At 62.1% G+C, this 22762-nt stretch carries 27 protein-coding genes and 1 tRNA gene; 16 read left to right on the top strand and 12 right to left on the bottom strand.

Annotation, left to right across the window (positions count from 1 at the left end; all coding sequences use genetic code 11):
- Positions 1-183: 183 nt before the first annotated feature.
- Both LCF59_RS05680 and LCF59_RS05685 read right to left on the bottom strand, forming a co-directional pair.
- Positions 184-1206: an aspartate-semialdehyde dehydrogenase gene (locus tag LCF59_RS05680; RefSeq protein WP_292286468.1), complete on the bottom strand. Its 1023-nt coding sequence runs from the start codon at positions 1204-1206 to the stop codon at positions 184-186.
- Positions 1207-1320: 114 nt separating this feature from the next.
- Positions 1321-2163, bottom strand: a complete 843-nt coding sequence (locus LCF59_RS05685; RefSeq protein WP_292286470.1) for a TIGR00730 family Rossman fold protein — start codon at positions 2161-2163, stop codon at positions 1321-1323.
- A gap of 174 nt (positions 2164-2337) precedes the next feature.
- On the opposite strand from LCF59_RS05685, the gene dapD reads away from it, so the two are divergent.
- Positions 2338-3165, top strand: coding sequence for a 2,3,4,5-tetrahydropyridine-2,6-dicarboxylate N-succinyltransferase (dapD, locus tag LCF59_RS05690; protein ID WP_292286472.1), 828 nt, complete (start codon positions 2338-2340; stop codon positions 3163-3165).
- Positions 3166-3192: 27 nt separating this feature from the next.
- Here the strand turns inward: dapD and LCF59_RS05695 are convergent, their stop codons facing one another.
- Entirely contained in the window at positions 3193-3588 is a 396-nt protein-coding gene (locus LCF59_RS05695) for a rhodanese-like domain-containing protein (RefSeq protein WP_292286474.1), read from the bottom strand.
- Positions 3589-3704: 116 nt separating this feature from the next.
- Here LCF59_RS05695 and LCF59_RS05700 point away from each other — a divergent pair, with 116 nt between their 5' ends.
- Positions 3705-4055, top strand: coding sequence for a hypothetical protein (locus LCF59_RS05700; RefSeq protein ID WP_292286476.1), 351 nt, complete (start codon positions 3705-3707; stop codon positions 4053-4055).
- Between the two features lie 10 nt (positions 4056-4065).
- Here the strand turns inward: LCF59_RS05700 and LCF59_RS05705 are convergent, their stop codons facing one another.
- Entirely contained in the window at positions 4066-5145 is a 1080-nt protein-coding gene (locus tag LCF59_RS05705; protein ID WP_292286478.1) for a Hint domain-containing protein, read from the bottom strand.
- Positions 5142-6740, bottom strand: coding sequence for a Hint domain-containing protein (locus LCF59_RS05710; protein WP_292286480.1), 1599 nt, complete (start codon positions 6738-6740; stop codon positions 5142-5144). The genes LCF59_RS05705 and LCF59_RS05710 overlap by 4 nt, the downstream gene beginning before the upstream one ends.
- Before the next feature lie 275 nt (positions 6741-7015).
- Between LCF59_RS05710 and dapE the strand changes: the two genes are divergently transcribed.
- From dapE to LCF59_RS05735, 5 genes are all read left to right on the top strand, one after another.
- Positions 7016-8164, top strand: a complete 1149-nt coding sequence (dapE, locus tag LCF59_RS05715) for a succinyl-diaminopimelate desuccinylase (protein WP_292286482.1) — start codon at positions 7016-7018, stop codon at positions 8162-8164.
- The gene (locus tag LCF59_RS05720; protein ID WP_292286483.1) at positions 8161-8589 is read left to right on the top strand and encodes a GNAT family N-acetyltransferase; all 429 of its coding nucleotides are present in this window, start codon (positions 8161-8163) and stop codon (positions 8587-8589) included. The genes dapE and LCF59_RS05720 overlap by 4 nt, the downstream gene beginning before the upstream one ends.
- Before the next feature lie 48 nt (positions 8590-8637).
- Positions 8638-10923 carry a ribonuclease R gene (gene rnr / locus LCF59_RS05725; protein WP_292286485.1) on the top strand — a complete coding sequence of 762 codons (2286 nt, stop codon included), beginning with the start codon at positions 8638-8640 and terminating at the stop codon, positions 10921-10923.
- 181 nt (positions 10924-11104) lie between these two features.
- Complete coding sequence (locus tag LCF59_RS05730) at positions 11105-12448, top strand: lytic murein transglycosylase (protein WP_292286487.1); 1344 nt, start codon at positions 11105-11107, stop codon at positions 12446-12448.
- A gap of 190 nt (positions 12449-12638) precedes the next feature.
- Positions 12639-13421 (top strand): transglutaminase family protein, encoded by a 783-nt coding sequence (locus LCF59_RS05735; RefSeq protein WP_292286489.1) that lies wholly within the window; start codon positions 12639-12641, stop codon positions 13419-13421.
- A 70-nt stretch (positions 13422-13491) separates the two neighbouring features.
- On the opposite strand, the gene LCF59_RS05740 is transcribed toward LCF59_RS05735, so the two are convergent.
- The gene (locus tag LCF59_RS05740; protein WP_292286490.1) at positions 13492-14205 is read right to left on the bottom strand and encodes a response regulator; all 714 of its coding nucleotides are present in this window, start codon (positions 14203-14205) and stop codon (positions 13492-13494) included.
- 130 nt (positions 14206-14335) lie between these two features.
- Between LCF59_RS05740 and mce the strand changes: the two genes are divergently transcribed.
- Both mce and LCF59_RS05750 read left to right on the top strand, forming a co-directional pair.
- A complete protein-coding gene (mce, locus tag LCF59_RS05745; protein ID WP_292286492.1) occupies positions 14336-14740 on the top strand; it encodes a methylmalonyl-CoA epimerase in 405 nt (134 codons plus the stop codon).
- Positions 14741-14775: 35 nt separating this feature from the next.
- Entirely contained in the window at positions 14776-15072 is a 297-nt protein-coding gene (locus LCF59_RS05750; protein ID WP_292286493.1) for a DUF1467 family protein, read from the top strand.
- Here LCF59_RS05750 and LCF59_RS05755 read toward each other — a convergent pair.
- On the bottom strand, positions 15002-15727 hold the full coding sequence (locus LCF59_RS05755; RefSeq protein WP_292286494.1) for an EI24 domain-containing protein: 726 nt from the start codon (positions 15725-15727) through the stop codon (positions 15002-15004). The genes LCF59_RS05750 and LCF59_RS05755 overlap by 71 nt on opposite strands.
- Complete coding sequence (locus LCF59_RS05760) at positions 15724-16302, bottom strand: nitroreductase (RefSeq protein WP_292286495.1); 579 nt, start codon at positions 16300-16302, stop codon at positions 15724-15726. The genes LCF59_RS05755 and LCF59_RS05760 overlap by 4 nt, the downstream gene beginning before the upstream one ends.
- Before the next feature lie 81 nt (positions 16303-16383).
- Between LCF59_RS05760 and LCF59_RS05765 the strand changes: the two genes are divergently transcribed.
- The gene (locus LCF59_RS05765; RefSeq protein ID WP_292286496.1) at positions 16384-16638 is read left to right on the top strand and encodes a DUF167 domain-containing protein; all 255 of its coding nucleotides are present in this window, start codon (positions 16384-16386) and stop codon (positions 16636-16638) included.
- On the opposite strand, the gene LCF59_RS05770 is transcribed toward LCF59_RS05765, so the two are convergent.
- The gene (locus tag LCF59_RS05770) at positions 16635-16874 is read right to left on the bottom strand and encodes a hypothetical protein (protein WP_292286497.1); all 240 of its coding nucleotides are present in this window, start codon (positions 16872-16874) and stop codon (positions 16635-16637) included. The genes LCF59_RS05765 and LCF59_RS05770 overlap by 4 nt on opposite strands.
- 131 nt (positions 16875-17005) lie before the next feature.
- Between LCF59_RS05770 and LCF59_RS05775 the strand changes: the two genes are divergently transcribed.
- The 4 genes from LCF59_RS05775 to LCF59_RS05790 all read left to right on the top strand — a co-directional run bounded on the left by LCF59_RS05775 (position 17006) and on the right by LCF59_RS05790 (position 18625).
- Positions 17006-17734 carry a M48 family metallopeptidase gene (locus LCF59_RS05775; RefSeq protein WP_292286526.1) on the top strand — a complete coding sequence of 243 codons (729 nt, stop codon included), beginning with the start codon at positions 17006-17008 and terminating at the stop codon, positions 17732-17734.
- Between the two features lie 80 nt (positions 17735-17814).
- The gene (locus LCF59_RS05780) at positions 17815-18069 is read left to right on the top strand and encodes a DUF6455 family protein (protein WP_292286498.1); all 255 of its coding nucleotides are present in this window, start codon (positions 17815-17817) and stop codon (positions 18067-18069) included.
- Complete coding sequence (locus tag LCF59_RS05785) at positions 18066-18359, top strand: DUF6455 family protein (protein WP_292286499.1); 294 nt, start codon at positions 18066-18068, stop codon at positions 18357-18359. The genes LCF59_RS05780 and LCF59_RS05785 overlap by 4 nt, the downstream gene beginning before the upstream one ends.
- The gene (locus LCF59_RS05790; protein WP_292286500.1) at positions 18359-18625 is read left to right on the top strand and encodes a DUF6455 family protein; all 267 of its coding nucleotides are present in this window, start codon (positions 18359-18361) and stop codon (positions 18623-18625) included. Before LCF59_RS05785 ends, LCF59_RS05790 begins: the two co-directional genes overlap by 1 nt.
- 96 nt (positions 18626-18721) lie before the next feature.
- On the opposite strand, the gene LCF59_RS05795 is transcribed toward LCF59_RS05790, so the two are convergent.
- Entirely contained in the window at positions 18722-19702 is a 981-nt protein-coding gene (locus LCF59_RS05795; protein ID WP_292286501.1) for a complex I NDUFA9 subunit family protein, read from the bottom strand.
- A 151-nt stretch (positions 19703-19853) separates the two neighbouring features.
- On the opposite strand from LCF59_RS05795, the gene LCF59_RS05800 reads away from it, so the two are divergent.
- Positions 19854-19940 (top strand) — tRNA-Leu (locus LCF59_RS05800).
- A 62-nt stretch (positions 19941-20002) separates the two neighbouring features.
- Positions 20003-20236, top strand: a complete 234-nt coding sequence (locus LCF59_RS17780; protein WP_367273355.1) for a DUF6538 domain-containing protein — start codon at positions 20003-20005, stop codon at positions 20234-20236.
- A 184-nt stretch (positions 20237-20420) separates the two neighbouring features.
- On the opposite strand, the gene LCF59_RS05805 is transcribed toward LCF59_RS17780, so the two are convergent.
- Both LCF59_RS05805 and LCF59_RS05810 read right to left on the bottom strand, forming a co-directional pair.
- Positions 20421-21017 (bottom strand): bifunctional 2-polyprenyl-6-hydroxyphenol methylase/3-demethylubiquinol 3-O-methyltransferase UbiG, encoded by a 597-nt coding sequence (locus LCF59_RS05805; RefSeq protein WP_292286502.1) that lies wholly within the window; start codon positions 21015-21017, stop codon positions 20421-20423.
- The gene (locus LCF59_RS05810; protein ID WP_292286503.1) at positions 21014-22750 is read right to left on the bottom strand and encodes a SulP family inorganic anion transporter; all 1737 of its coding nucleotides are present in this window, start codon (positions 22748-22750) and stop codon (positions 21014-21016) included. Before LCF59_RS05810 ends, LCF59_RS05805 begins: the two co-directional genes overlap by 4 nt.
- Between the last annotated feature and the right edge of the window lie 12 nt (positions 22751-22762).

Raw genomic sequence — 22762 nt, forward strand, 5'->3', positions numbered from 1 at the left:
ACGGCAAGACTTTGGCACTCAGCCTGTGCGCGGCAGGGTGTGCAGATCACGCAACAGTCTGAGCGGCTGCGGGTGTTGGGCTGGGCTTCGGCGGCCCGAATGTTCCCGCTTTTCTGAAGTCAGCAGAGCGCATTCGGGTCCGTCGCCATTTCCGTGGCCATTGGGGACACCAATGGCCTTTGATCAGCCTTTCTTGAGCACTTCGCGGCCCAGGACCTCGGCGATCTGCACAGCGTTCAACGCGGCGCCTTTTCGCAGATTGTCGGACACGCACCAGAGGTTGATGCCATTGTCGATGGTCGGGTCCTGGCGAATGCGGCTGATGAAAGTGGCGAAATCGCCCACGCATTCCTTGGGCGTGACGTAGCCGCCGTCCTCGCGTTTGTCGATCACCATGATACCGGGCGATTCGCGCAGAATGTCGCGCGCTTCGTCCTCATCGAGGAAATCCTCGAACTCGATGTTGATCGCCTCGGAGTGGCCCACGAACACAGGCACGCGCACACAGGTCGCGGTGACCTTGATCGCCGTGTCGATGATCTTTTTCGTCTCTGCGACCATCTTCCATTCTTCCTTGGTCGAGCCATCCTCCAAGAAGACATCGATATGAGGGATCACGTTGAACGCGATGTCCTTGGGATAGACTTTCCGCTGATAGTCGTCGGTCGGATTGTAGACCGCCTTGGTCTGGTCCCAAAGCTCGTCGATCCCGTCCTTGCCAGAGCCGGAAACGGATTGGTACGTGCTGACCACAACCCGCTTGATCCGCGCGCGATCATGCAGCGGCTTGAGTGCAACGACCATCTGCGCAGTCGAGCAGTTCGGATTGGCGATGATGTTTTTCTTGGAGTAGCCGTGAATGGCTTGCGCGTTGCACTCCGGGACGATCAACGGCACGTCCGGGTCGTAGCGGTAGAGCGACGAGTTGTCGATCACGACACAGCCTGCCTTGGCCGCGATGGGCGCGTATTTCTTGGTTGCGTCCGATCCAATGGCGAACAGCGCGATATCCCAGCCGGAAAAATCGAACGTGTCCAGATCCTGCGTCTTCAGCGTCGCATCACCAAAGCTGACCTCGGTTCCCAGGGACCGGCGCGATGCAAGCACGGCGATCTCGTCCACGGGAAACTGGCGCTCGGCCAGGATGCTCAGCATTTCGCGGCCCACATTTCCGGTGGCACCGGCAACGACGACTCTGTAGCCCATGTGGCTCTCCTTTCGCTTGTCGGCGCTCTTGGTCTATCCGAACCCGACTGGGAGACGCTCTTACAGCACATGCTGCGCGTGCGAAAGGGGGTGCCGGGACCCAGCCACCCTCGTTTATCGGCCGGGAATGTCCGAACGCGGTGGGGCCGGCTCCCAGTTGTCGATGATATCGGCGGCCTCTTGCGCGGTGTCGACAAAGCGGAACAGATCAAGGTCCTGCGGGCTGATCGTGCCCGCATCGGCCAGCGCATCCCAGTTGATGATTTTGTTCCAGAACGCCTTGCCAAACAAGAGAAACGGCACACGGTCCATGCGGCCGGTCTGGATCAGAGTGAGGGATTCGAACATCTCGTCGAGCGTCCCAAAGCCACCGGGAAAGATGCAGACCGCGCGGGCGCGCATCAGGAAGTGCATTTTGCGGATGGCGAAGTAGTGGAAATTGAAACACAGCTCCGGCGTGACATATTCGTTCGGGGCTTGTTCATGCGGCAAGACGATATTGAGCCCGATAGACTCGCCCCCCTCATCGGACGCGCCGCGATTGCCAGCCTCCATCACGCCGGGGCCCCCTCCGGTGACGATGACGAATTCCCGGCTGTCAAGCGCCAGCGACTTGCGGGTCATGACCCGCGCGAATTCGCGCGCCTCGTCATAGAAATGGGACAGGCCTGCCAGTGTCTTGGTTCGGGCCTTGTCGGCATCGGCCGGGCGCGGAATCCGGGCGCCACCGAACAGGACGACAGTGCTCTCGATCCTGTGTTCATCGAACATCAGCTCCGGCTTGAGCAATTCGAGCTGCAACCGAACAGGGCGCAGTTCGTCGCGACACAGGAAATCGTCATCGGCGAAGGCCAGCCGATACGACTTCGAGCGTGTCTGCGGCGTGTCCGGCACGTGACTCGCCGTGCTGCGATCCAGGCCGGCGTCACGGAACGGGCTGTTGCGGGTGTCACTCATTTCTGCTGCTTTCTTGTTCGCGTGCGCCCAGACCTATAACGACGCATCGCAAGTGACCAGAGAGGTACCGCCGAACCGGACCTGGGATCAGAGCCTTGGCGCGTGCATTGCGCCCGGCCGCCCGGCGGCTTATAGGCAGGGCGACTTGATCAACCACGCAATGAGGAGCGCCGGATGTCCACTGCCCAGCTTGAAGCCGCCATCGAAGCCGCATGGGAAACGCGCGATACAATCACGCCCTCGACAGGCGGCGAAACACGCGACGCGATCGAGGATACGCTGAATGCTCTTGACAGCGGCAAGCTGCGCGTTGCCGAACGTCAGGACAATGGCGACTGGCAGGTCAACCAATGGGCCAAGAAAGCCGTGCTTCTGGGCTTCCGCATCAAGGACATGGAACAGCACGACAATGGCCCGCAAGGCGGCGGCTGGTGGGACAAGGTCGACAGCAAGTTCAAGGGCTGGGGCGACAACCAATGGCGCGCGGCAGGCTTTCGCGCGGTCCCAAACTGTGTCGTGCGCAAATCGGCCTATATTGCGCCGGGTGTGGTGCTGATGCCATCCTTCGTGAACCTTGGAGCCTATGTCGACACCGGCACGATGGTCGACACATGGGCCACCGTCGGATCCTGCGCGCAGATCGGCAAGAACGTGCATCTGTCGGGCGGTGTTGGCATCGGCGGTGTGCTTGAGCCGATGCAGGCGGGCCCGACGATCATCGAGGACAATTGCTTCATCGGTGCGCGCTCCGAAGTGGTCGAAGGCTGCATCATCCGCGAAGGCTCGGTTCTTGGCATGGGGGTCTTCATCGGGCAATCGACCAAGATCGTCGACCGCGAGACCGGTGAGGTCTTCATGGGCGAAGTGCCCCCCTATTCGGTGGTTGTCGCTGGCTCCATGCCCACCAAGAACAACCTCAGCCTTTATTGTGCCGTGATCGTGAAGCGAGTGGATGAGCGGACACGCTCCAAGACCGGCATCAACGAATTGTTGCGCGATTGATCCCTGGGGTGCGTGTCAGGACGCACCCTACGCTTTTTTCGCGGGTTTCTCCCCAACCGGACCGCCGGCCTTTTTCCAGCCGCCAAAGCCATCCGAGATGTGGCTGACATTGTTCAGCCCCATCTCCTGGGCGGCCTGCGCTGACAGAGCAGAGCGCCAGCCCGAGGCACAATAGAGTACGAAACGATCCTCCGACTGGAACTGCGGCTTGGCATAGGGGCTGTCCGGGTCTATCCAGAATTCCAGCATGCCGCGCGGGCAGTGGAACGCGCCTGGTATCATGCCCTCTCGCTCCAGCTCTCGTGGATCGCGCAGGTCGACAAATGTCACCCCGTCCTGGCCGTGCAGCGCCATCATTTCCGCAGCCGGGGCGTGGTCGACCGCCTCATTTGCTGCCGCGACCATGTTCTTGACCGATTTCATATGCGTTCCTCCCTGACGGGACCGTAATATGCGCACCGGCGCGCGTGCAACACCCCTCGACGTGGCGGGCCTTTCGTGGCACAGCCTGCGCGCATCTTTCCCAGATAGGCCGCAGCATGAGCGACAGCCCGAAGAAAGCCAAGAAACCGCATTCGGTATTTACTCTTGTCGTCGAAGTCGGGCGCAAGGCAGGGGACGGATTGCCCAAGGCCGCCACCGGCGCTGGCCTGATGTGCTACGCGTCAGGCGTAGACGAAGCCGAGGCAGTGCGCGAAACCGTGGCGATCCTGAAACAAGCCGACATGGCCCCGCTGGACGTGACCGGCTACGGCACTCTGGAGGAGCGCAAGACCCAGGGTCACGAGATCGAGGCGGACGAGATCGAATTGATGCAAAAGGCGCTTGATGAAAACGCAGTGATCGTCGCGCAGGTCACACCTTATTTCGGCGACAGGACTTCGGGTTAGGGTCCGGCCCCTAAGCTGCGCGCGCTTCGGCCAGAGAAATCGCCTCGAATGCGCGGAGCACCTTGTATCCTGAACGGTGATGTTCCGGCAAAAGCGCCCGTGGCAGGTCAGAAAGAATGGATGCGTCCAATTGCTCACGGTCGCGGCGCATCCGCCCGATATAGAGCGATTCCAATGCCGCATCCGGTGTTCGCACCGCATCGTGGTGGGGCAAAAGGATCTGATGATAGGTCGCAAAACGCGGTGCGGGTTCGTAATGTCCGGCATAACCGTTCACCAGTGCCGACGCCGGGATCAGCACCTCTTCGCGGCCGAAGAGGTATTCGACCTCCGGACCGCTGACCAACAGACGTTGATGGCGCGACACAACGATGTCCTGCGTCAGTCCGAAATACGGGGCCCGCAATCGCACCGGCCGGAACGATCCAAGGCTCGGCACCTCGCGTCTGGCGCTGTGCAGGACCGGCACCAATGCGCCATCCGCCGCGCGAACCACGTCGCCTTGGCGCAGCGATTTTGCCATGCGCATTCCCTGTGCGGTTTCCAACGGCACCGCAGGGGATAGCGTCGGCATCGGGCCAACGGGTTCGATCTCGGTCGAAAGCGCCACGAAGATCACATCCGGGTCGATCTCGGTCAGGCCCTGTGGACGCGCCACCGATGTCAGGTCGGCCAGAAACGGTGGGTGAGACATGATGAACTGGCGGATCAGGACATGTTCTGTTTCCGGCCGGGCCACAACAAGGCGCCCCTTGCGGGTCTGAAAATCCCAGCTGATCGTGATCTGCAACGTCTCGGTGCGCGCTTCACGGCCGCGTTCGATCACTTCGTGCACCACGTCATCGCCCTGCGACATGACCAGAACGACGCTGCCATGTGGCGTGGACATAAGCGAAAAACTGGCCGATACATGATCGTTGCGTTTGTAGGCGATCAGGGTCTGAGGCCGCGCATCCGGCGACAGCCGGGTTTCCAGAAGGACAGACCCGCGCGGAACGCACGCCTTGGGGCGGTGGGCCAGAACCTTTTCGACGTCATCGCGCAGCCACGCATCGCGGCCTTCACGATCCAGCAGCGCAAACCAGCTCATGCCGCTGCCCCGAAAAGCATCCTGGCCTCGTATTTCTTCAGGACCTGGCGCGCGGCATCGCCATACCCCTCTCCGGTTTCAAGATCCAGCTCGGGGAAAAGGCAGGCGATTTCATCGACCACCGCCGCATCAAACGTATCGACAGTCTGCGGACCGGGTAAAAAGCTCTCGGTGGCAAGACCGTTCGCCAACACGATCTCATGCTGGTCGAACAACAGATGGACATAGGTGACACGGCCCCCGTCGATCGTTTGCACCGTGCGACCATTCACGAGGTGTTTGGCCGCCACCAGAACTTCAGGCGTGCCGAAAACCAGATGGGCCAGCGGATCGCGGACAAGAATGCGATGCTGGGGCGACACCATGAGGGTTGCATGATCGCCGAAGGTGCCTCCGGCCACACGAACCGGCGCAAGATGCCCGGTCGCTGCAACCGTGCGCTGGCCGATCCAGCGCAGCGGTTGCAGCCCGTGATCCATGGTCAGGACCATGTCACCGGGGCAAAGCTGCTCGACCGGCACCTCACCCCTGTCCGTGTGGATCAGCGTGCCGGCAACGAAACAGGGAACGGTCGCGATCGTGACAAAGCCGGTATCAACCGCGCCGGTGGTGCTTTCGACATCATAGGTAAAGTTGATGGTTTCCATGTCATCATCGGCGGTTGCCGACAATGTGCCATCCGCGTTCAACGTCACGACCTGCCCGGTATTGAGCGTCACGCTGCTTCCCGCGGTCACGGCCGTGCCGTTGATGTGGGTGATCGTCAGGGTGCCGCCCGTCTCGTTCAGGTCGTTGTCCAGAACGTCGATGACCTTGGTTTTATTGGTGACCGTGCTCAAGCTGTCTGCCTGCGCGACCAGCCCTGTCTGGACGGAATCGCCGGCAATCAGCACGTTGGAATCATAGTTCGCATCCACAACATCCGCGATACCGATGCGGATCGAATTGGTTTGACCCGGAACGACGTTCATCGTCATGGACAGCGTGACCGTCAAACCGTCCATTTCGGTGTTATAATCGTCTCCGGCATTTTGCAGGAAAAGATTGTCATTCTCGTTGAGGTTCGCGGGATCGACATCGCCGTCGCCCGGCGCGATATCGACTTGCGTGCCATTGACCCAGACACCGACAAAATCCTGGTACATCGAGTTGGTGAATTCCGGATATTCCTCGGACGAGAACACGAACCGCATGCTCATCGTGTCGGTGTCGGGGACGAAATCTATGTCAAGGAAAGACGCGTCATAGGTGCTGACACCCGCAGCGGCATTGAAGTCGGGCAGGTTGTTCTGGGACCCGTTGGAGTTTGAATAATTGCCGCTGGTCTGGCTGCTCACGTTGGGATCATTGCCGCCCTGCCACCACGGTCCGGGTGCGCGCGTGAAATCGCGGGCGTCTCCGGTTGATAGGATCACCCCCGTGTCAGCCGGGGTTGCGCCCGGAGACAATGCGTCACCATTGCTGTAGGTCGCGGATTGCTGCCGCAAGCCTGAAAAGCTTGCCCCCGTGACGGTAACACCGTCGCCAAAGATGGCTTGCGCCATCTCGAGCGCACTCGCGTTGATGTTATAATCAAGCTCCGCTGCTGTCGCCATGTTCTGCCTCGATGCGGCCCACGGCGTTTATCTGCAGCGGTTGCCTGCCCGACCAGTGTTTTCACCGTGCCGAGCCCGCTGACTGATTTCTGCTCCGCCCCGAGCCATTTTTATTCTTGGTAATTCTAAAGTTAACATTTTGCATCTTTAGTTGTCATCCCCCGCGTGTTCCCATTGGCCCAAGGCGCCCCTCCGATTGCGTTCTTTTCGCCACATTTGCCTCTGCCAGCGGTTGGCGCTAGCCATGGCACACGACCGACCAGAGGACCCGAGCCATGCCAAAGACCGATCCCGTTGAACTGACCGCGGCGCTTGTGCGTTGCCCGTCGATCACCCCCGAGGAAGGAGGGGCGCTGGTCCTTTTGCAAACCTTGCTTGAGCAGGCCGGATTTGCCTGCACGCGCGTCGATCGGGATGGCGTGTCGAACCTCTTTGCCCGCTGGGGCGACAAAGGCCATGCGCGCAGTTTCGGCTTCAACGGACATACGGATGTGGTGCCGCTGGGCGATCCCGAAGCGTGGTCAGTTCCGCCCTTCGGAGCCGAGATCAAGGACGGCATGATGTACGGGCGCGGGTCCACCGACATGAAATCCGGGGTGGCGGCCTTTGTCGCCGCAGCCGTGGATTTCGTGCAGGACACACCCCCCGACGGGTCTGTCATCCTTGCCATTACCGGGGACGAGGAAGGCGATGCCATCGATGGCACGATGGCGCTTCTGGACTGGATGGAGACCCACGGCGAACAGATGAGTGTCTGCCTTGTTGGTGAACCCACCTGCCCCAACCACATGGGTGAGATGATAAAGATCGGGCGGCGCGGTTCCATGAACGCATGGGTCACCGTGAGGGGCAAGCAAGGCCATTCCGCCTACCCGCACCGCGCGCTGAACCCGATGCCCGCAATGGCGCGATTGATGGACAGGCTCGCATCGCATGAGCTTGATCACGGCACTGATCATTTCGACGCGTCAACACTGGCAGTGGTGACCATCGACACCGGCAACGCCGCGACCAACGTGATCCCGGCCGAAACACGCGCCTGTGTCAATATCCGCTTCAATGATATCCACACCGGCGAAGGGCTGTCCTATTGGCTGCGCGACGAGGCGGCAAAGATCGATACGCACTTCGGCACCAGCACCGAGGTCAAGGTCAAGATCTCGGGCGAAGCCTTCCTGACACCGCCGGGACCGCTGTCCGATCTTGTGGGAAAGGCGGTCTCGGCAGAGACCGGAATTGTGCCAAAGCTGTCCACGTCCGGCGGCACCTCGGATGCGCGCTTCGTCAAGACCCATTGCCCGGTGGTGGAATTCGGCCTTGTGGGCAAGACGATGCACGCGGTTGATGAACGGGTCGACGTGGATCAGATCGTGCAACTCAAGGCGATCTATGGCCGCATCCTCGGGGACTACTTCGCACAATGACGGTCAGCATTTCACAAGTCATCGATCCGACACCCTGCTATCGTCTGCGACACGCGGTGTTTGTCGATGAACAGAACGTACCGGAAGATCTCGAGCGCGACAATCTGGACGCCACGGCGATCCATCTTCTGGCCACGGTCGACGACAAACCCGTCGGCGCAGCCCGCATCGTTCTGATACAGGACACCGGCAAGATTGGCCGCGTTTGCGTTCTCGAAGACCACCGCGGCACAGGGCTTGGCGCGGCGCTGATCCGGCATGCACTGGATCTCTTGCGCGACACCCCGGGCATCACGCGCGCGGCACTCGGCGCGCAGATCGACGCACAGGGCTTCTACGAAAAGCTGGGCTTTGCGCCTTGTGGCGACGTGTTCGACGATGCCGGGATCGACCACCGCATGATGGAACTGCGCTTTCCCCGCTGACGCGACTTTCACCATGACGCGCCCGGATGCGCATGTTACGGGATCCTCATGAGCAAAATGCCGACCAAGGCCGACATCCTCGACTGGATCGCCGCCAACCCGACACTTACCGCGAAACGCGACATTGCCAAGGCATTTGGTATCAAGGGCGCCGCGCGGATCGACCTGAAGCGCCTGTTGAAGGAGCTTGAGGCCGAGGGCCATCTCGAAAAGCGCAAAAAGACCTATCGTGACCCGGACCGCCTGCCCCCGGTCAGCGTGCTTCAGGTGCAAGAGCCGACGCCGGATGGCGATCTCTTTGCGCGCGCGCTGGAGTGGCATGGCGAAGGGGTCGAACCGATCATCCTGGTGATCCCGCGAGCCAGCGATCCAGCGCTGGGTGAAGGGGATCGTATCCTCGCCCGTCTGCAAGTCGTGCATGAAGAGGACCACAATTACGAAGCGCGCCTCATTCGCCGTATCGGGTCCAACCCGCGCAAGGTGGTCGGTGTCTTCGCCAAGGGCTCTGAAGGCGGCCGGATCAAGCCCATAGACAAGGGCTCGGACAAGGAATGGGACGTGGCCGCCGATGCCACCGGTGGCGCCAGGGACGGCGAGTTGGTCGAGGCAGAACAGACCGGGCCGAAAGGCCGAATAGGCCTGCCCCGCGCACGCATCATCGAACGGCTGGGCGATCCCTCTGCGCCGCGTGCGGTGTCGCTGATCGCGATCCATCAGCATGGCATCCCCGACGAGCTCCCCGACGACGTGATCGCCGAGGCGGACGCGATGAACCCCGCCGATCTCAAGGGTCGCGAAGATCTGCGCGAGATGCCCCTGATCACCATCGACCCGTCCGATGCGCGCGACCATGACGACGCTTGCTATGCGCATCCCGACGACGACCCGAAGAACACGGGCGGGCACGTGATCTGGGTCGCCATCGCGGACGTGGCGCATTACGTGACCCCGGGATCGGCGCTCGACCGGGAGGCGCGCAAGCGTGGAAACTCCAGCTATTTTCCCGACCGCGTCGTGCCGATGCTGCCGGATCGTCTGTCGGGCGATCTGTGCTCTTTGCACGAAGGGGTGCCGCGGGCCTGTCTTGCGGTGCGCATGGTCATCGACGCAAAGGGCCAGATGATCGGACATCGTTTCCTGCGCGGGCTCATGCGGTCCCGGGCCTCGCTCAGCTATCAAGAGGTTCAGGCGGGCATGGACGGCGACCCGAACGACCGGGTTGCACCGCTGATGGACGACGTCATCCGCCCCCTCTACGCCGCCTACGAGGCGCTGGTCGCGGCACGCAAACGCCGCCAGCCGCTCAACCTCGATCTGCCGGAACGCAAGATCGTGCTGGCCGAGGACGGCACGGTCGCCTCGGTCAATTTCAGCGAACGTCTGGACGCACACAAACTGATCGAAGAATTCATGGTACTGGCCAATGTCGCCGCCGCCGAAGCCCTGATCGCCAAGAAAACGCCGCTTCTGTTCCGCGTTCACGAAGAACCGCCACCCGAAAAAATGGAATCGCTCCGCGAAACTGCCGACGCGGCCGGGTTCACGCTGGCCAAGGGTCAGGTGCTCAAGACCGCGCATCTGAACCAGCTTCTGGATGCCGCGGCCGGATCGGATGAGGCGGAACTGATCAATCTGGCAACGCTGCGGTCGATGACACAGGCCTATTACAACCCCGAGAATTTCGGGCATTTCGGCCTTGCCCTGACGAGCTATGCGCATTTCACATCGCCGATCCGGCGGTATTCGGATCTGATCGTGCACCGCGCGCTGATCACCGCGCATGGCTGGGGCAAGGACGGCCTTTCACTCGAGGAAATCGAGCGGCTGGACGCCACCGCTCAGCACATCAGCGATACCGAACGCCGATCGATGATGGCTGAGCGCGATACAACAGACCGGTATCTCGCCGCTTTCCTGTCGGATCGCATCGGGGCCGAATTCGGCGGCCGTATCAGCGGTATTGCCCGGTTCGGCGTGTTCGTGAAACTGGATGAAACAGGCGCGGACGGTCTGATCCCGATCCGCACGCTGGGCGATGAGTATTTCCATTTCGATTCCGACGCGGCGACGCTGATGGGCGCGGATACAGGGACGCTGATAACGCTGGGCCAGCGCGTTACGGTCAAGCTGCTCGATGCTGCGCCGGTCACGGGCGGTATCGGGCTGGAGCTTTTGACACTGGACGATGCAGAACTGCCCGGTGGTTCGGGCAAGGGACGCATGGGGCGCGGGTCGCGCCACAAAGGCAAGGGCGGGCCGAAACGCAACGTGGCCAAGGCCAAGAAGAAAGAGGCCAAAACCAAGCGAAAGGTCACGCGGCGTCGAAACGGCTGACCGTCGAACACGGCGCGGCATGCCAGCCTTCCGGACTGTTTCGAACCGGTCCTGTCTTGATCGTGTCAAGACGCCGGCGGGAGGCCGCTTGGTGTCATTTTGATTGCTTCGCAAATGGAAACAATCAGGGTATCCTCTGTTCAAGTTCGGGCAACGAACAAGAGCATCGGGATACAGGATCATGCGGTTTCACGGAACCTTCGCAGTCTTGGCAGTTATCGGCTCAACCGTCGCGGCGGGGCCGGTCGACGATTCGGTGCGCCCGGTCAGTCGATCTACGGTTGAAACCGAGGTCAGCAGAAGCGTCGTTTCGCTTGTCCCCGTCTCGGCACCGCGAAATTCGCTGCGCCCCTCGCTGCGGCCGGCCCTGTCTCCGGAAATCGGGGCACCTGTTCTCGATGCGGCGCAATCGGGTTTTTCCGAATGGGTCGTCGCCTTTCGGTCGCGCGCGCTGGCTCAAGGAATTTCCGGCGCGGTTTTCGACCGGGCGATGCGGGGGGCGACCTATGATCCGGATGTGATCCGGCGCGACAGGAACCAGTCCGAGTTTACCAAGACGATCTGGGACTACCTCGACAGCGCGGCATCGGAGGCCCGGGTCCGGAACGGCCGGCGCGCGCTTCGGACGAACGAGAGCCTGCTGGACCTGATCGAAGCATCCTACGGGGTCGACAGGGAGATCTTGGTCGCGATCTGGGGGCTTGAATCGGCCTATGGCAGCTTTCGCGGGATGACACCGGTGATCCGGTCCTTGGCGACGCTCGCCTATGATGCCCGGCGACAGGAGTTCTTCGAGGCGCAGTTGATCGCGGCGCTGAAAATCCTGCAGGACGGGGATGTGGCCCTCGCGGATTTCACCGGCAGCTGGGCCGGGGCGATGGGGCACACGCAGTTCATTCCGACCTCCTACCAGACGCTCGCGGTGGATTTCGACGGGGATGGCAAGCGGGACATCTGGTCCGACGATCCCGGCGACGCCCTGGCCTCGACCGCGCATTACATGTCGAAAAACGGCTGGGTCGAGGGTATGCCCTGGGGCGTCGAAGTGACAATCCCCGAGGGCTTCGACTATGCGCTTGCGAACCGCGAGGTCCGGAAATTGCCGTCGGAGTGGGCCGAGCTGGGCGTGGTGCGCCATGATGGCGCGACGGAGCCGGATCACGGGCCGGCGTCGGTTCTGCTGCCTGCCGGGGCCAGGGGCGCGGCGTTCCTGATCTTCAAGAATTTCGACGTGATCGAGACCTATAACACAGCCGATGCCTATGTGATCGGGGTGGGGCATCTGAGCGACCGGATTTCCGGCGGCGGGCCGATCCGGTCGGACTGGCCGCGCGGGGATCGGGCGCTGACCTTTGACGAGCGCAAGGAGATGCAGCGGCTGCTGCGCGAACGGGGCTTTGACCCGCGGAAAATCGACGGCAGGATCGGCCCCCTGACGATCAATGCGGTGCGGGCGTTCCAGGCGTCGATCGGGGATGTTCAGGATGGGTACGCGTCTTTGAACCTTCTCCGGAAGCTGCGCTGAGGGTGCGCGTCCCATGGATGGGACGCATCGGGGCCTCATGATTTCAATAGGTTACAGAGACGTATTTACTTTCTGTTAAGATATTCGGGGGGGTCAGGCCGGGCCGGCCCCCGAGGCCAATCCGGCGTTTGCACCCAAGGGCGCGGCGGATTACACCACCGTATCGCACCGCCTGCGCGAGGAGCCGGCCTTGATCCTGACCATCGACGTGCATCTTGAGTACCAATTGTCCGAGGCCACCGATCTGCTGGTGCAGATCGAGGCGGCGGACCTGCCCGATCAATCGCTGCTCGACGCGCATATCGGGTTTTCGGATATAACCGGGTTCGCCCGTGTCCTGGCCGAAGAAGGCCTGGGAGACCGGCTCTGGATGCGGGCCGACGGGCTGTTTCGCTGCGACTACACTTCGAAGATTTCCGTCAACCGCCCGGTGCCGGATCTGGAGACCCTGAAAGCGGTGCCGCTGCGGCTCTTGCCCGGTGACGTTGTGCGCTACCTGATGCCGTCGCGTTACTGCCCGTCAGACGAGTTCCAGACCTTTGTCGCGGCGGAGTTCGGCCACCTGCAAGGCGGCCCGCAGATCGTGGCGATGCGGGACTGGATCATGTCCGCGTTCAGCTATGTGCCCGGCGTGAGCAACGCACAAACCACCGCGCTGGACAGTTTCGTCCAGCGGCAGGGCGTCTGTCGGGACTATGCGCATGTGATGGTCACGCTGGCGCGGGCGGCCAGCATTCCGGCGCGCTTTGCAAGTTGCTATGCCCCCGGCGTGTCGCCACCGGACTTCCACGCGGTGGCAGAGGTATACCTGGACGGCGCCTGGCATCTTGTCGATTCCACGGGCATGGCCCCGGCGGACACGATCGCGCGGATCGGTGTCGGTGCGGATGCCGCCAATGTCGCGTTTCTGAGCATCTTTGGCCAAGCCATGCTGGTGTCGCAAGGCGTATCGATCGGGGTGCAGGACGTGTGACCCGGCCGGGCGTCGCAGATCGCCGGTTCGTCGCGCGCCGGAGACCCGGGGCGCGCGCGCAGCGCAAAGGTCATATCGCTGCCACGTCTTCGATCCGGGCATTGACCAGTTGCGCCAGGCGGGTGATCCGGCCTTCGACGGGGCCGCCGTCGGACCATGCGATGGAAAGGTCCATTGCGGCGGTTTCCAGCGTTTCGTCTTCGGCCGAGCGGGCAACGCCACGCAGGAACAGCGTGACGTAGTCGATGGTCGCACAGTCCATCGGGCGGCGCAGGATTTCAGCCATATGCGCCATGTCTTCGCGAAACGCGACCGGGTCCGGGCAGATCGGTTCTGACCGCATCATGCGCAGGCCAAAGGGTTGCCGGTCTTTCGGCAGATGCTGGAGCACCGAGGTCTGGAACACGCCGAGATTGGCGATGGGTTTGGCCATGAACCCGTCGGCGCCCGCAGCATAAGCCAGGTCTTCGCAAAAGCTGTCGCCGCTGATGCCAAGGAGCACCGACACCCGCGGCAGGGCATTCGACAGCTCGGAAATCAGCTCCGCACCGCTGCCATCGGGCAGGCCCATATCGACGATCACCACCGAGGGGCGGTAGACCTGAAGGTGGCGGCGGGCCGATTTCAGGCAATCCGCACGCCTGAGCCGTGCGCCGCTGTGCAGGCACATGAGCCTGAGCGCATCGCAGGCATAGAGACTGTCCTCCACCGCGAGGATTGTCAGGCCCAGCAGCGGCCGGGTTACGGTTGGTCGGTGAATGGTATCGAAAGCCTGATCGTCCATCGGGGTGCCCTCCTTGAGTCGCTTCACTTTGGCGCGGCCTTGGCTAACAGGGCGTTAATGCAGCCAAGGCTCTTGTCTGGTTTCGCTTGCCGGGGGATAAGCACGGCATGCAACCGTTGGAGACTGCCAGATGATCGGACGATTGAACCATGTCGCCATTGCGGTGCCGGACCTTGAGGCGGCATCAGAGCAATACCGGACTGCGCTGGGCGCAAATGTCGGGGCCCCGCAGGACGAGCCGGACCATGGTGTGACGGTGGTGTTCATCGAATTACCCAACACCAAGATCGAATTGCTGTACCCGCTGGGGGACAACAGCCCGATTGCCGCGTTCCTCGAAAAGAACCCGTCGGGCGGGATTCATCATGTCTGCTACGAGGTGGAGGATATCACCGCCGCGCGGGACCAGCTGACGCAAAGCGGCGCGCGGGTGCTGGGCGACGGCACGCCGAAGATCGGGGCGCATGGCAAGCCGGTGCTGTTCCTGCACCCCAAGGATTTCAACGGATGCCTTGTTGAACTGGAACAAGTCTGACCGCGCCCCATTTAGGGGAGTAAAGGAGACATCCCATGTCCATCACGTCTGCCATCGTTCTGTTCGCCGTGATCTGGTTCATGGTGTTCCTGATTGCCATCCCGATCCGATTGAAGACGCAAGGGGATATGGGCGAGGTGGTGCCCGGCACGCATGCCGGATCACCGGAGGTTCACAACCTCAAGAAAAAAGCCTGGATCACCACGTTTGTCAGCATCGGACTGTGGATCGTGATTGCCGGGATCATCCTGTCGGGGTGGATCAGCGTGCGGGACCTGGACCTGTTTGGCCGGATGGGTCCCGCGCCCGGATTTGGTGATACAGGTGAGTGAAGCTCGCTGCACCGAGGATCGGGATCACGAGGTTCACCAGCGGCAGTGACAGCGGCAGGGCCATCAGGATGCCCATCAGCCAGATCTTGCCCCGGTGGCGTTTGCGCAGTGTCCTGGCCCCGGCGCGGCCCTCACGGCGCATCGCGGCAAGAGTGAAATATTCCCGACCGAGCAGAAACCCGTTGAGCCCCCAGAATATGAAGGGGGCGAAGGGCGCAAAGACGATATAGAGCACGAGCGCCAGGAGATTCGCGACGATCATGACGCCGAGGAAGCTCAGCGTATCGACGATGGCATCGCCCCAGGGCACATGCTCTGCGCTGGGCAGATGCGGATAGTGCCGGTCCTCGACCGCGTCGGCCACGGTGTCCAGGAACACCGATGTCATGGCCGAGGAGACCGGCACCATGAGAAAGACCGACAGGATCAGCATCGCCACGAAGGCCGACCAGCTCAGCACATCATCGAGCCAGCTGACGGGGCCGATCCATGGCAGCGTGACCTCGGACCCGAGGAAAAGCCCCAAGCTCCACATCACCCCGAGGGACAGGGCGAAAAGCAGGCCGAGCGCCAGGCCGATCCCGAGCAACAGCACCTTGCGGAAGCGGTGATCCCCCAACTGGCCCAGGGTGAGCGCCAGGCTGCGAAAGATCATGTGGTTCGCCAGGTGGTGATGGCGTCGATCTCGGGACGGGGGCGGTCCGGCGGAGTGGCGGAGGCGGTCCCGATATGGATGAAGCCCGCGACCCTTTCGTTTTCGGCAAGCCCCAGCGCGGATTCGCAGAAGGCGGGATCATGCGCCGGCCAGCCGCTGAGCCAGTTGGCGCCCCAGCCTGCGGCAAGCGCGGCGTTCAGAAGCGCAAGACAGACGGCCCCGGCCGAGTAGCTTTGTTCGATGGCGGGGATCTTGTCGGAGGGTTTCTGGACCTCGATCACCGCGACGCAGAGCGGGCTGTCCTCGAAGTGTTGCCGGGCCTTGGCGATGTCCTCGGGCGGGCGGCCTGTCGCCGCCCCGTGTCGGCCGATCGCCTCTGCAAGGCGTGTCAGGCCGGCCCCTTGCAAAACGACAAACCGCCAGGGTTCGAGTTTTCCATGATCGGGGCTGCGGGCCGCGGCCGTCAGGAGCGGCATCAATTCCGCGCGATCCGGGGCGGGGGCCTGCAAAAGCTTGGCCGGGCGCGACCGCCGCGTGAGGAGAAAATCGAGAACGGCTGTGTTCGCATCGGGCATTGCGGTTCCTTCGTCAGTTATCGGCTGCGCATCAGGCGGCCGGAGCTTTGGCGGCGGTTGCCGCTGTGGTAGGACGAAACCATGTCGAAGAACAGTCTTGCCAGCCTTGCCGTACCGGGCATCAGTCTGACCCTGCGGGTCGCTCCGAATGCGCGTGCCGACAAGGTGGTGTCACAGGACGGGGTGATCAAGATCAGCGTCACCGCCCCACCCGCGGATGGCAAGGCGAACGCCGCCGCGATAAAGCTTCTTGCAAAGGCACTGGGCGTTGCCAAAACACGGTTGACGCTGGTGCAGGGGCACGGCGCGCGGACCAAACGGGTGCGGCTGGATTAATCCGCTTTTTCCCGGCGCGAATAGACCCCTTCGGGCAAGGAAATCGCGGCAGCCAAATCGCGCATCTGGGACAGCGAAAGCGTGATCCTGTGCACCTTGTCGGTGCGGGCATCGTATTGTTCGATCGTGATACATTCCTCGAACCCGTTCACGATCACGTCTTCCTGCAACGGCGCCGATCCTTCGTCCACGAGGGTGACCACGGTCGAGTCGAATTCGTGTTCAATGCTAAACATGTCACCAGCGTAGCCTGCCCGGTCGGCAAAAGCCAAGCGGCGCATGCAGGATTTTGAGGTCACGTATTCGGCACTGGCAGGTTTGGTCCGGGCACCCTAGTTTGCATGTCGAGGAACAAGGAATGTCCAAGATGCGCTGGTTCATCGTTCTGGCCTGTGTCGCCCTGTCGGCCTGCGAGGTGGTGCCCGTCGCCCCGCAGCCCGGACCGGCGCCGTCGCGCCCCGAGGCACGTCAGCCGCAGATGTCCGATCAGGAGGCGCGGAGCCGCGCCGGGATCGCGGCGCGGCAGTTCGTGGATGTTGTCCAGACCGTCGAGCCGGTGGCCGAACGCGAATGCCGCCAGCGTGCCCCGGGGGCGAATTGCGATTTCCGGATCGTCGTGGACGACCGTCCGGGTCAATTGCCGAACGCGTTCCAAACGGTCGACCGCTCTGGCCAGCCCATCCTTGCCTTCAACCTCGCGCTTATCGTGTCGGTGGACAACGCGGATGAGCTGGCCTTCGTCGTCGGCCATGAGGCGGCGCATCACGTGCTCGGGCATCTTGGCCAGACCCAGCAGAACGCGGCGGTGGGCGCGGTGATCCTGTCGGGCCTGGTGGCGCTGGGGGGTGGCGATTCGACGACGGTTCGATCGGCGGAAGAGATCGGAGCCTCGCTCGGCGCGCGCACCTATTCGAAGGACTTCGAATTGCAGGCGGACCGGCTGGGCACGATCATCACCGCGCGGGCCGGGTACAATCCGGTACGGGGGGCGCAGTTCTTCAACCGCATCCCCGATCCCGGCAACCGTTTCCTTGGCACCCACCCGCCCAATACGTCGCGGATGGAAATCGTGCGCCGCACGGCGGCAGGCCTCTGATCGCGGCGCTTTGACCTGCATCAATGTTGCGGCGGCGCGGCATCCGTAGCCTTGGCCCCAGATCAATGAGGAGCCATATCATGTCCACCGATTCGCAGCGCTTGGCGCACAAGAAGATGGTACTCAGAATGGCAGACCGGCAGGGTCTGGACCTCGAAGAAATGAGTCTTCGGGCCGAGCTGAGCGAAGAACAATTCGAAACCGCGGTAGACCGGTGTGTCGGCTGCACCCAGCCAACCGCGTGCAAATGCCTTCTGGACAGCAGTGGACCCCGGCTGGCGCTGCCGGACTTCTGCCGCAACGGCGACATGTTCGCCGACTTGCAGGCAAAATGACAGGCCCGACGCCTCCGGTCCCATGGCGCCCCTTGGGCGACACCGGGGTGCATGTCTGGCGTGTGCAGCGCATGGCCCGGACCAGCGGTGTCGATCCGGTCAAAGCCTTCAACCGGGGCGACATGACCCAACAAGACTGGGTCGACATGGTGCAGCGCTGCCGGTCCTGCCCATGGGTCGATGGATGCGCCCGTTGGTTGACCCGGCACGCCGACGCGCCCGGCACGCCACCGCCCGAAACATGCCTGAACGCCGAAGGGTTCACACGACTATCCGAAAGGCAAGACTGATGCCGCACACCGATTTGGGCAACTCGGACCTGCATTTCTGGCTGACCCGGAGCGTGGCCAAGGCGATGGGTCTGAACCTGTCGGATGCGATGGCCGAGCACCGGCTGAATTCGACGGAATATGCCGATATGGTTACAGCCTGTCGCGCCTGTCCGCAGGTCGAGACCTGCATCGGCTGGCTTGGCAATCAGACCAGCGTTTCGCCCTGTCCGCCACCCGGATGCTGCAATTCCGGATGTTTGCTGTCGCTGGCGCGGCAGGGCTGACACCCACCGGCCACAGGCGGATTTTCGTCTGGACCGCGCCCCACAGGATGCAAAGCCGACACCCGATTTTGCGGGACAGGGTCCAGAACCCCGGACCTAGACACGGAGATTCTTGGCGCTGTCCTTGATATTCGCGTATTGGCCCGACGGGCGGAAGCGCCAAAGGTAATCGGGCAGCACCGCTTCGAGCGCCGTTGGCGTGATCCCCAGATCCTCGAAGGTCTTTACCCCGTCAGACACCACGTTGTCGTTGCGCAGGTTCTTGACCTGATCGCGGGTGACCTGTGCCGGGATCAAACCAAAGCTGATCTTGTTCACCAGATCAAACATCGCCCCCATGATCGTGGCGGCGAAAAACGGGATGTTCACGATCAGGCGCCGGCGGCGGATCACGGTGAGCATGTGCTTCATCAGGTCACGGAAGGTGTTCACATCCGGGCCGCCCAGCTCGTAGAGGCCCGGTGCCGCCTTGCCCGTTGTCAGCAGAGTGGCCGCCTTGGCGATATCATCAACGTAAACCGGCTGGAATTTCGTACCGGCCCCGACAACAGGCAGGATCGGCCCGAAGCGCGACATGTTGGCAAAGCGGTTGAAGAACTCATCCTCTGCCCCGAACACGACGGAGGGGCGCAGGATCGTGGCGTTGGGCATATGCGCGAGAACCGCCTTTTCGCCTTCCGCCTTGGTGCGTTGATAGATGCTGTCGCCATCCGCGTCCGCGCCAATGGCCGAGATATGCACCAACGTCGGGACCCCGGTCTCGGCCGCGATCCGGGCGACCCGATCGGCGCCATCGGACTGGACCGCTTCGAACGTGTTCTTGCCCGACTCGGCCAGGATACCCACGCAGTTGATCACGGCATCCGCCCCGCGCATCGCGTCGCGCACGCTGATGTCGTTGCGGATATTGCAGAAGATCGGCTCGACCTGACCGACAACGCCATAGGGTTTGACAAAGATCGCCTCGTGCGGACGCCGGACGGCAACCCTGACGCGCCAGCCCTCTTTCGCCATGCGACGGGCGATATACCGCCCGACAAATCCAGAGCCGCCATAAATCGTGACGAGTTTGGTCATGTGATTGCTCCCGGTCAGAACCTGACCGATACCTATCCCTGTCATGCCGCGCCGGCAAGGTGCAGGATTGCCGCAAAGCCCGTGTCCGGAGCCATGAAAAAGTGCGTTGACACCCTGCCGGGACAGGATTAAACGCCGCTCCACGACACCTGCCCAGGTGGCGGAATTGGTAGACGCGCTGGCTTCAGGTGCCAGTGGCCGCAAGGCCGTGGAGGTTCGAGTCCTCTCCTGGGCACCATACCTTCGGATAACTCATTGGCATCCCTCCGGCTTTTTGACTTGAGCTCGGAGTCGTAGACCCTGTCGGCGACCCTTTCACGCCCGTTCACTTTCACCAAATTCGGGGTTTTCAACTTCAGCCGACGTATCGCGAAAGAGCTGAAGCATCACTATTCGTCCCCTCGGATAGGGCAGTCTCTGCGCACCAAATCACCAAGGGTCGCTGCAGCACGGGCCAGAAAAGCCGCTGACCTGCCGGGTCACCACATGCTCAGGATGGGACAAGCTGTTGGTGGAAGCAGCACCGCGCCCTGACCCTCCGTCAACTCTTCATCTGTGCTTTTGTCGGAAGCCGTGGGCATCTACCTGCAACAGAAAGGCAAAAACCGACCTGCCACGTTCCAGCGGGCTGCAGAGAGAGCCTGTGGGTGCGTCATAGACGCGCGTGGCGACAAACACCTTGAAGCCTGCACACGCGTTGATACCCGCGCGGCAGGGATCATAGCTCGCAGACAAGGTCCACGACGGCTGAGCGACCGGAATGTCCTGAGCCCTCGGAAAGGAAGGTCTCGTAAGCCTCGAGCTTGTGGATCAGCGTGTTGCCGAACCGGTCCCGCAGCAAGTCTTCGGTGTAAAGATTGTCGGCACATGGTGGCCCACCTGTGCCATGTTCGATTTGGTCTCGGGTGTAACCATGCAGGAAGATCAGGCCACCGGGCCGTGTCGCGGCCTTCATGCCCTTGAACATCCGGTCCCTGAGATCGGGCGCGGCGAACTGGATGAAGATACCGACCACGACATCGTATTGCTGCTCTGTCCAGTCGAAGTGACCCGCATCTGCATGGGTGTAATCGACATCGACACCCCTGGCTTGTGCCAGCCTGCGGGCTTTTTCCACAGCCACTTCGGAAGCATCCCAAGCGGTGACGCGATGGCCCTGCTCGGCCAGCCAAACCGAATTCCGGCCTTCGCCATCGGCAACGCACAATATGCGTGAATTGGCCGGAAACACATGGGCGTTGGACACCAAGGCCTGCGATGGCTCGGTCCCGTAAAGATAGCTGCTTGTCTTGTACCGCTCATCCCAGCTTGTCATTCTGATACCTCTTGCGTGATGTTGCCTGCCAGGTCTTTCCAGGCATCGTATTGCGACAGGAAGACCCGTCCGTTCAGATCATCCAGGAAATGCGACCGTTGAAGCCGGTCCATGACCGGGCCCTTGACCTCTGACAGGTGGAGGCCGACGTTCATGTCCTGCAGCCGGTGGTTGATGGCCTCCAGGCTTTCGAGGGCGGAATAATCCACTTCGTTCACCGCGGAAAAGATCAAGACAACGTCCTTGACCGCGCAGCCATTGGTCACGCGTTTCTGGATCATGTCCTCCAGGAAACGGGCATTCGCGAAATACAGGCTTTCATCCACGCGCAGGGACACGAGCGTGGGGGTTGTTTCCACCTTGTGACGGTGGATATTGCGGAAATGCTGGGTGCCCGGAACCAGCCCGACCTCTGCGACATGGGGTCTTGATGTCTTGTAGAGATGCAACAGGACCGAGATCGTGACACCGGAGGCGACACCGGCCTCCACGCCCAGCCCGAGCGTCAGCACGATGGTTGCCGCGACAGCCGTGAAATCGGCGCGGGAATACCCCCAGGTTTTCTGCAGGATCGACAGGTCGACAAGGCTCAGAACCGCGACGATGATGGTGGCCGCCAGCGTTGCATTGGGCAGGTAGTAGACCAGCGGTGTGAGGGCCACGGCGGCAATGGCCAGACCAATCGCCGTGAACGCCCCGGCCGCCGGGGTTTCGGCCCCGGCGTCGAAATTCACAACCGAGCGCGCAAATCCGCCCGTGACGGGATACCCGCCTGTGAACGCCGCGCCAATGTTGGCGGCGCCAAGACCGATCAACTCTTGATCGGGGTCGATGCGCTGGCGTTTTTTCGCGGCCAGCGTCTGTGCGACAGATACGGATTCCACGAAGCCGATGACCGAGATGAGAATCGCCGGCATCAGAAGCGCGCCGACAAGATCGGGCGAGAAGCCCGGCAGCGTGAGGGGCGGCAGGCTTTGCGGCACATCGCCCACGATCTTGACGCCTTGATCATCGAGGCCGAAGCCCCACACCGCGACCGTTGTCGCGACGACGGCTGCCACAGGTCCGGCCTTTGTCAGGATGTCGGCCAGCAGGGCAGGTGTGCCGAGCGACCGAAGCGTTGGTTTGAGGTTCTTGCGGACCCAGAACAGGAATCCGGTCGCCGCAACACCAATCACCAGGGTGATCCAGTTGATCTCTGCCAGGTTGGTAAAGATCGACCCCAGCATTTCCGGCAATGTATGGCCATATGCGCTGACCCCCAAAATGTGCTTCAGCTGGCTTGTCGCAATGAGGATGCCGGAGGCGGTAATGAACCCCGCAATCACCGGGTGGCTGAGAAAGTTGGCGAGGAAGCCGAGGCGAAAGACACCCATCAGCACCAGAAATCCACCGGACAGGAAGGCAAGGGTAAGCGCCGCCACTGCATAGCCCGCCGTGCCCTGCTCTGCCACTTGCCCGATGGCGGATGCTGTCAGAAGCGAGACAACGGCAACGGGCCCGACAGCCAGCGCCCTGCTTGTTCCGAAGATCGCATAAAGGACAATCGGGGCGATGGAGGCGTAGATCCCTGCCTCTGGCGGCAAACCGGCCAGCAAGGCATAGGCCAGCGATTGCGGGATCAGCATGATCGTCACGATCACCGCCGCGATCATGTCGTTTGAAAAGGCGCTGCGGTTGTAAGTGCGGCCCCAGTCCAGGACCGGAACATAGCGGCGAAGATTTTCGATCATTTCGTCTTCCAG

Origin of the sequence: Marivita sp. (assembly GCF_020055675.1) — a bacterium.
GTDB lineage: Bacteria > Pseudomonadota > Alphaproteobacteria > Rhodobacterales > Rhodobacteraceae > Marivita.

Bases quoted from the DNA above. Each gene is read 5' to 3' on its own strand.
- LCF59_RS05680 (WP_292286468.1), bottom strand. From the start codon at position 1,206: ATGGGCTACAGAGTCGTCGTTGCCGGTGCCACCGGAAATGTGGGCCGC.
- LCF59_RS05685 (WP_292286470.1), bottom strand. From the start codon at position 2,163: ATGAGTGACACCCGCAACAGCCCGTTCCGTGACGCCGGCCTGGATCGC.
- dapD (WP_292286472.1), top strand. From the start codon at position 2,338: ATGTCCACTGCCCAGCTTGAAGCCGCCATCGAAGCCGCATGGGAAACG.
- LCF59_RS05695 (WP_292286474.1), bottom strand. From the start codon at position 3,588: ATGAAATCGGTCAAGAACATGGTCGCGGCAGCAAATGAGGCGGTCGAC.
- LCF59_RS05700 (WP_292286476.1), top strand. From the start codon at position 3,705: ATGAGCGACAGCCCGAAGAAAGCCAAGAAACCGCATTCGGTATTTACT.
- LCF59_RS05705 (WP_292286478.1), bottom strand. From the start codon at position 5,145: ATGAGCTGGTTTGCGCTGCTGGATCGTGAAGGCCGCGATGCGTGGCTG.
- LCF59_RS05710 (WP_292286480.1), bottom strand. From the start codon at position 6,740: ATGGCGACAGCAGCGGAGCTTGATTATAACATCAACGCGAGTGCGCTC.
- dapE (WP_292286482.1), top strand. From the start codon at position 7,016: ATGCCAAAGACCGATCCCGTTGAACTGACCGCGGCGCTTGTGCGTTGC.
- LCF59_RS05720 (WP_292286483.1), top strand. From the start codon at position 8,161: ATGACGGTCAGCATTTCACAAGTCATCGATCCGACACCCTGCTATCGT.
- rnr (WP_292286485.1), top strand. From the start codon at position 8,638: ATGAGCAAAATGCCGACCAAGGCCGACATCCTCGACTGGATCGCCGCC.
- LCF59_RS05730 (WP_292286487.1), top strand. From the start codon at position 11,105: ATGCGGTTTCACGGAACCTTCGCAGTCTTGGCAGTTATCGGCTCAACC.
- LCF59_RS05740 (WP_292286490.1), bottom strand. From the start codon at position 14,205: ATGGACGATCAGGCTTTCGATACCATTCACCGACCAACCGTAACCCGG.
- mce (WP_292286492.1), top strand. From the start codon at position 14,336: ATGATCGGACGATTGAACCATGTCGCCATTGCGGTGCCGGACCTTGAG.
- LCF59_RS05750 (WP_292286493.1), top strand. From the start codon at position 14,776: ATGTCCATCACGTCTGCCATCGTTCTGTTCGCCGTGATCTGGTTCATG.
- LCF59_RS05755 (WP_292286494.1), bottom strand. From the start codon at position 15,727: ATGATCTTTCGCAGCCTGGCGCTCACCCTGGGCCAGTTGGGGGATCAC.
- LCF59_RS05760 (WP_292286495.1), bottom strand. From the start codon at position 16,302: ATGCCCGATGCGAACACAGCCGTTCTCGATTTTCTCCTCACGCGGCGG.
- LCF59_RS05765 (WP_292286496.1), top strand. From the start codon at position 16,384: ATGTCGAAGAACAGTCTTGCCAGCCTTGCCGTACCGGGCATCAGTCTG.
- LCF59_RS05770 (WP_292286497.1), bottom strand. From the start codon at position 16,874: ATGTTTAGCATTGAACACGAATTCGACTCGACCGTGGTCACCCTCGTG.
- LCF59_RS05775 (WP_292286526.1), top strand. From the start codon at position 17,006: ATGCGCTGGTTCATCGTTCTGGCCTGTGTCGCCCTGTCGGCCTGCGAG.
- LCF59_RS05780 (WP_292286498.1), top strand. From the start codon at position 17,815: ATGTCCACCGATTCGCAGCGCTTGGCGCACAAGAAGATGGTACTCAGA.
- LCF59_RS05785 (WP_292286499.1), top strand. From the start codon at position 18,066: ATGACAGGCCCGACGCCTCCGGTCCCATGGCGCCCCTTGGGCGACACC.
- LCF59_RS05790 (WP_292286500.1), top strand. From the start codon at position 18,359: ATGCCGCACACCGATTTGGGCAACTCGGACCTGCATTTCTGGCTGACC.
- LCF59_RS05795 (WP_292286501.1), bottom strand. From the start codon at position 19,702: ATGACCAAACTCGTCACGATTTATGGCGGCTCTGGATTTGTCGGGCGG.
- LCF59_RS05805 (WP_292286502.1), bottom strand. From the start codon at position 21,017: ATGACAAGCTGGGATGAGCGGTACAAGACAAGCAGCTATCTTTACGGG.
- LCF59_RS05810 (WP_292286503.1), bottom strand. From the start codon at position 22,750: ATGATCGAAAATCTTCGCCGCTATGTTCCGGTCCTGGACTGGGGCCGC.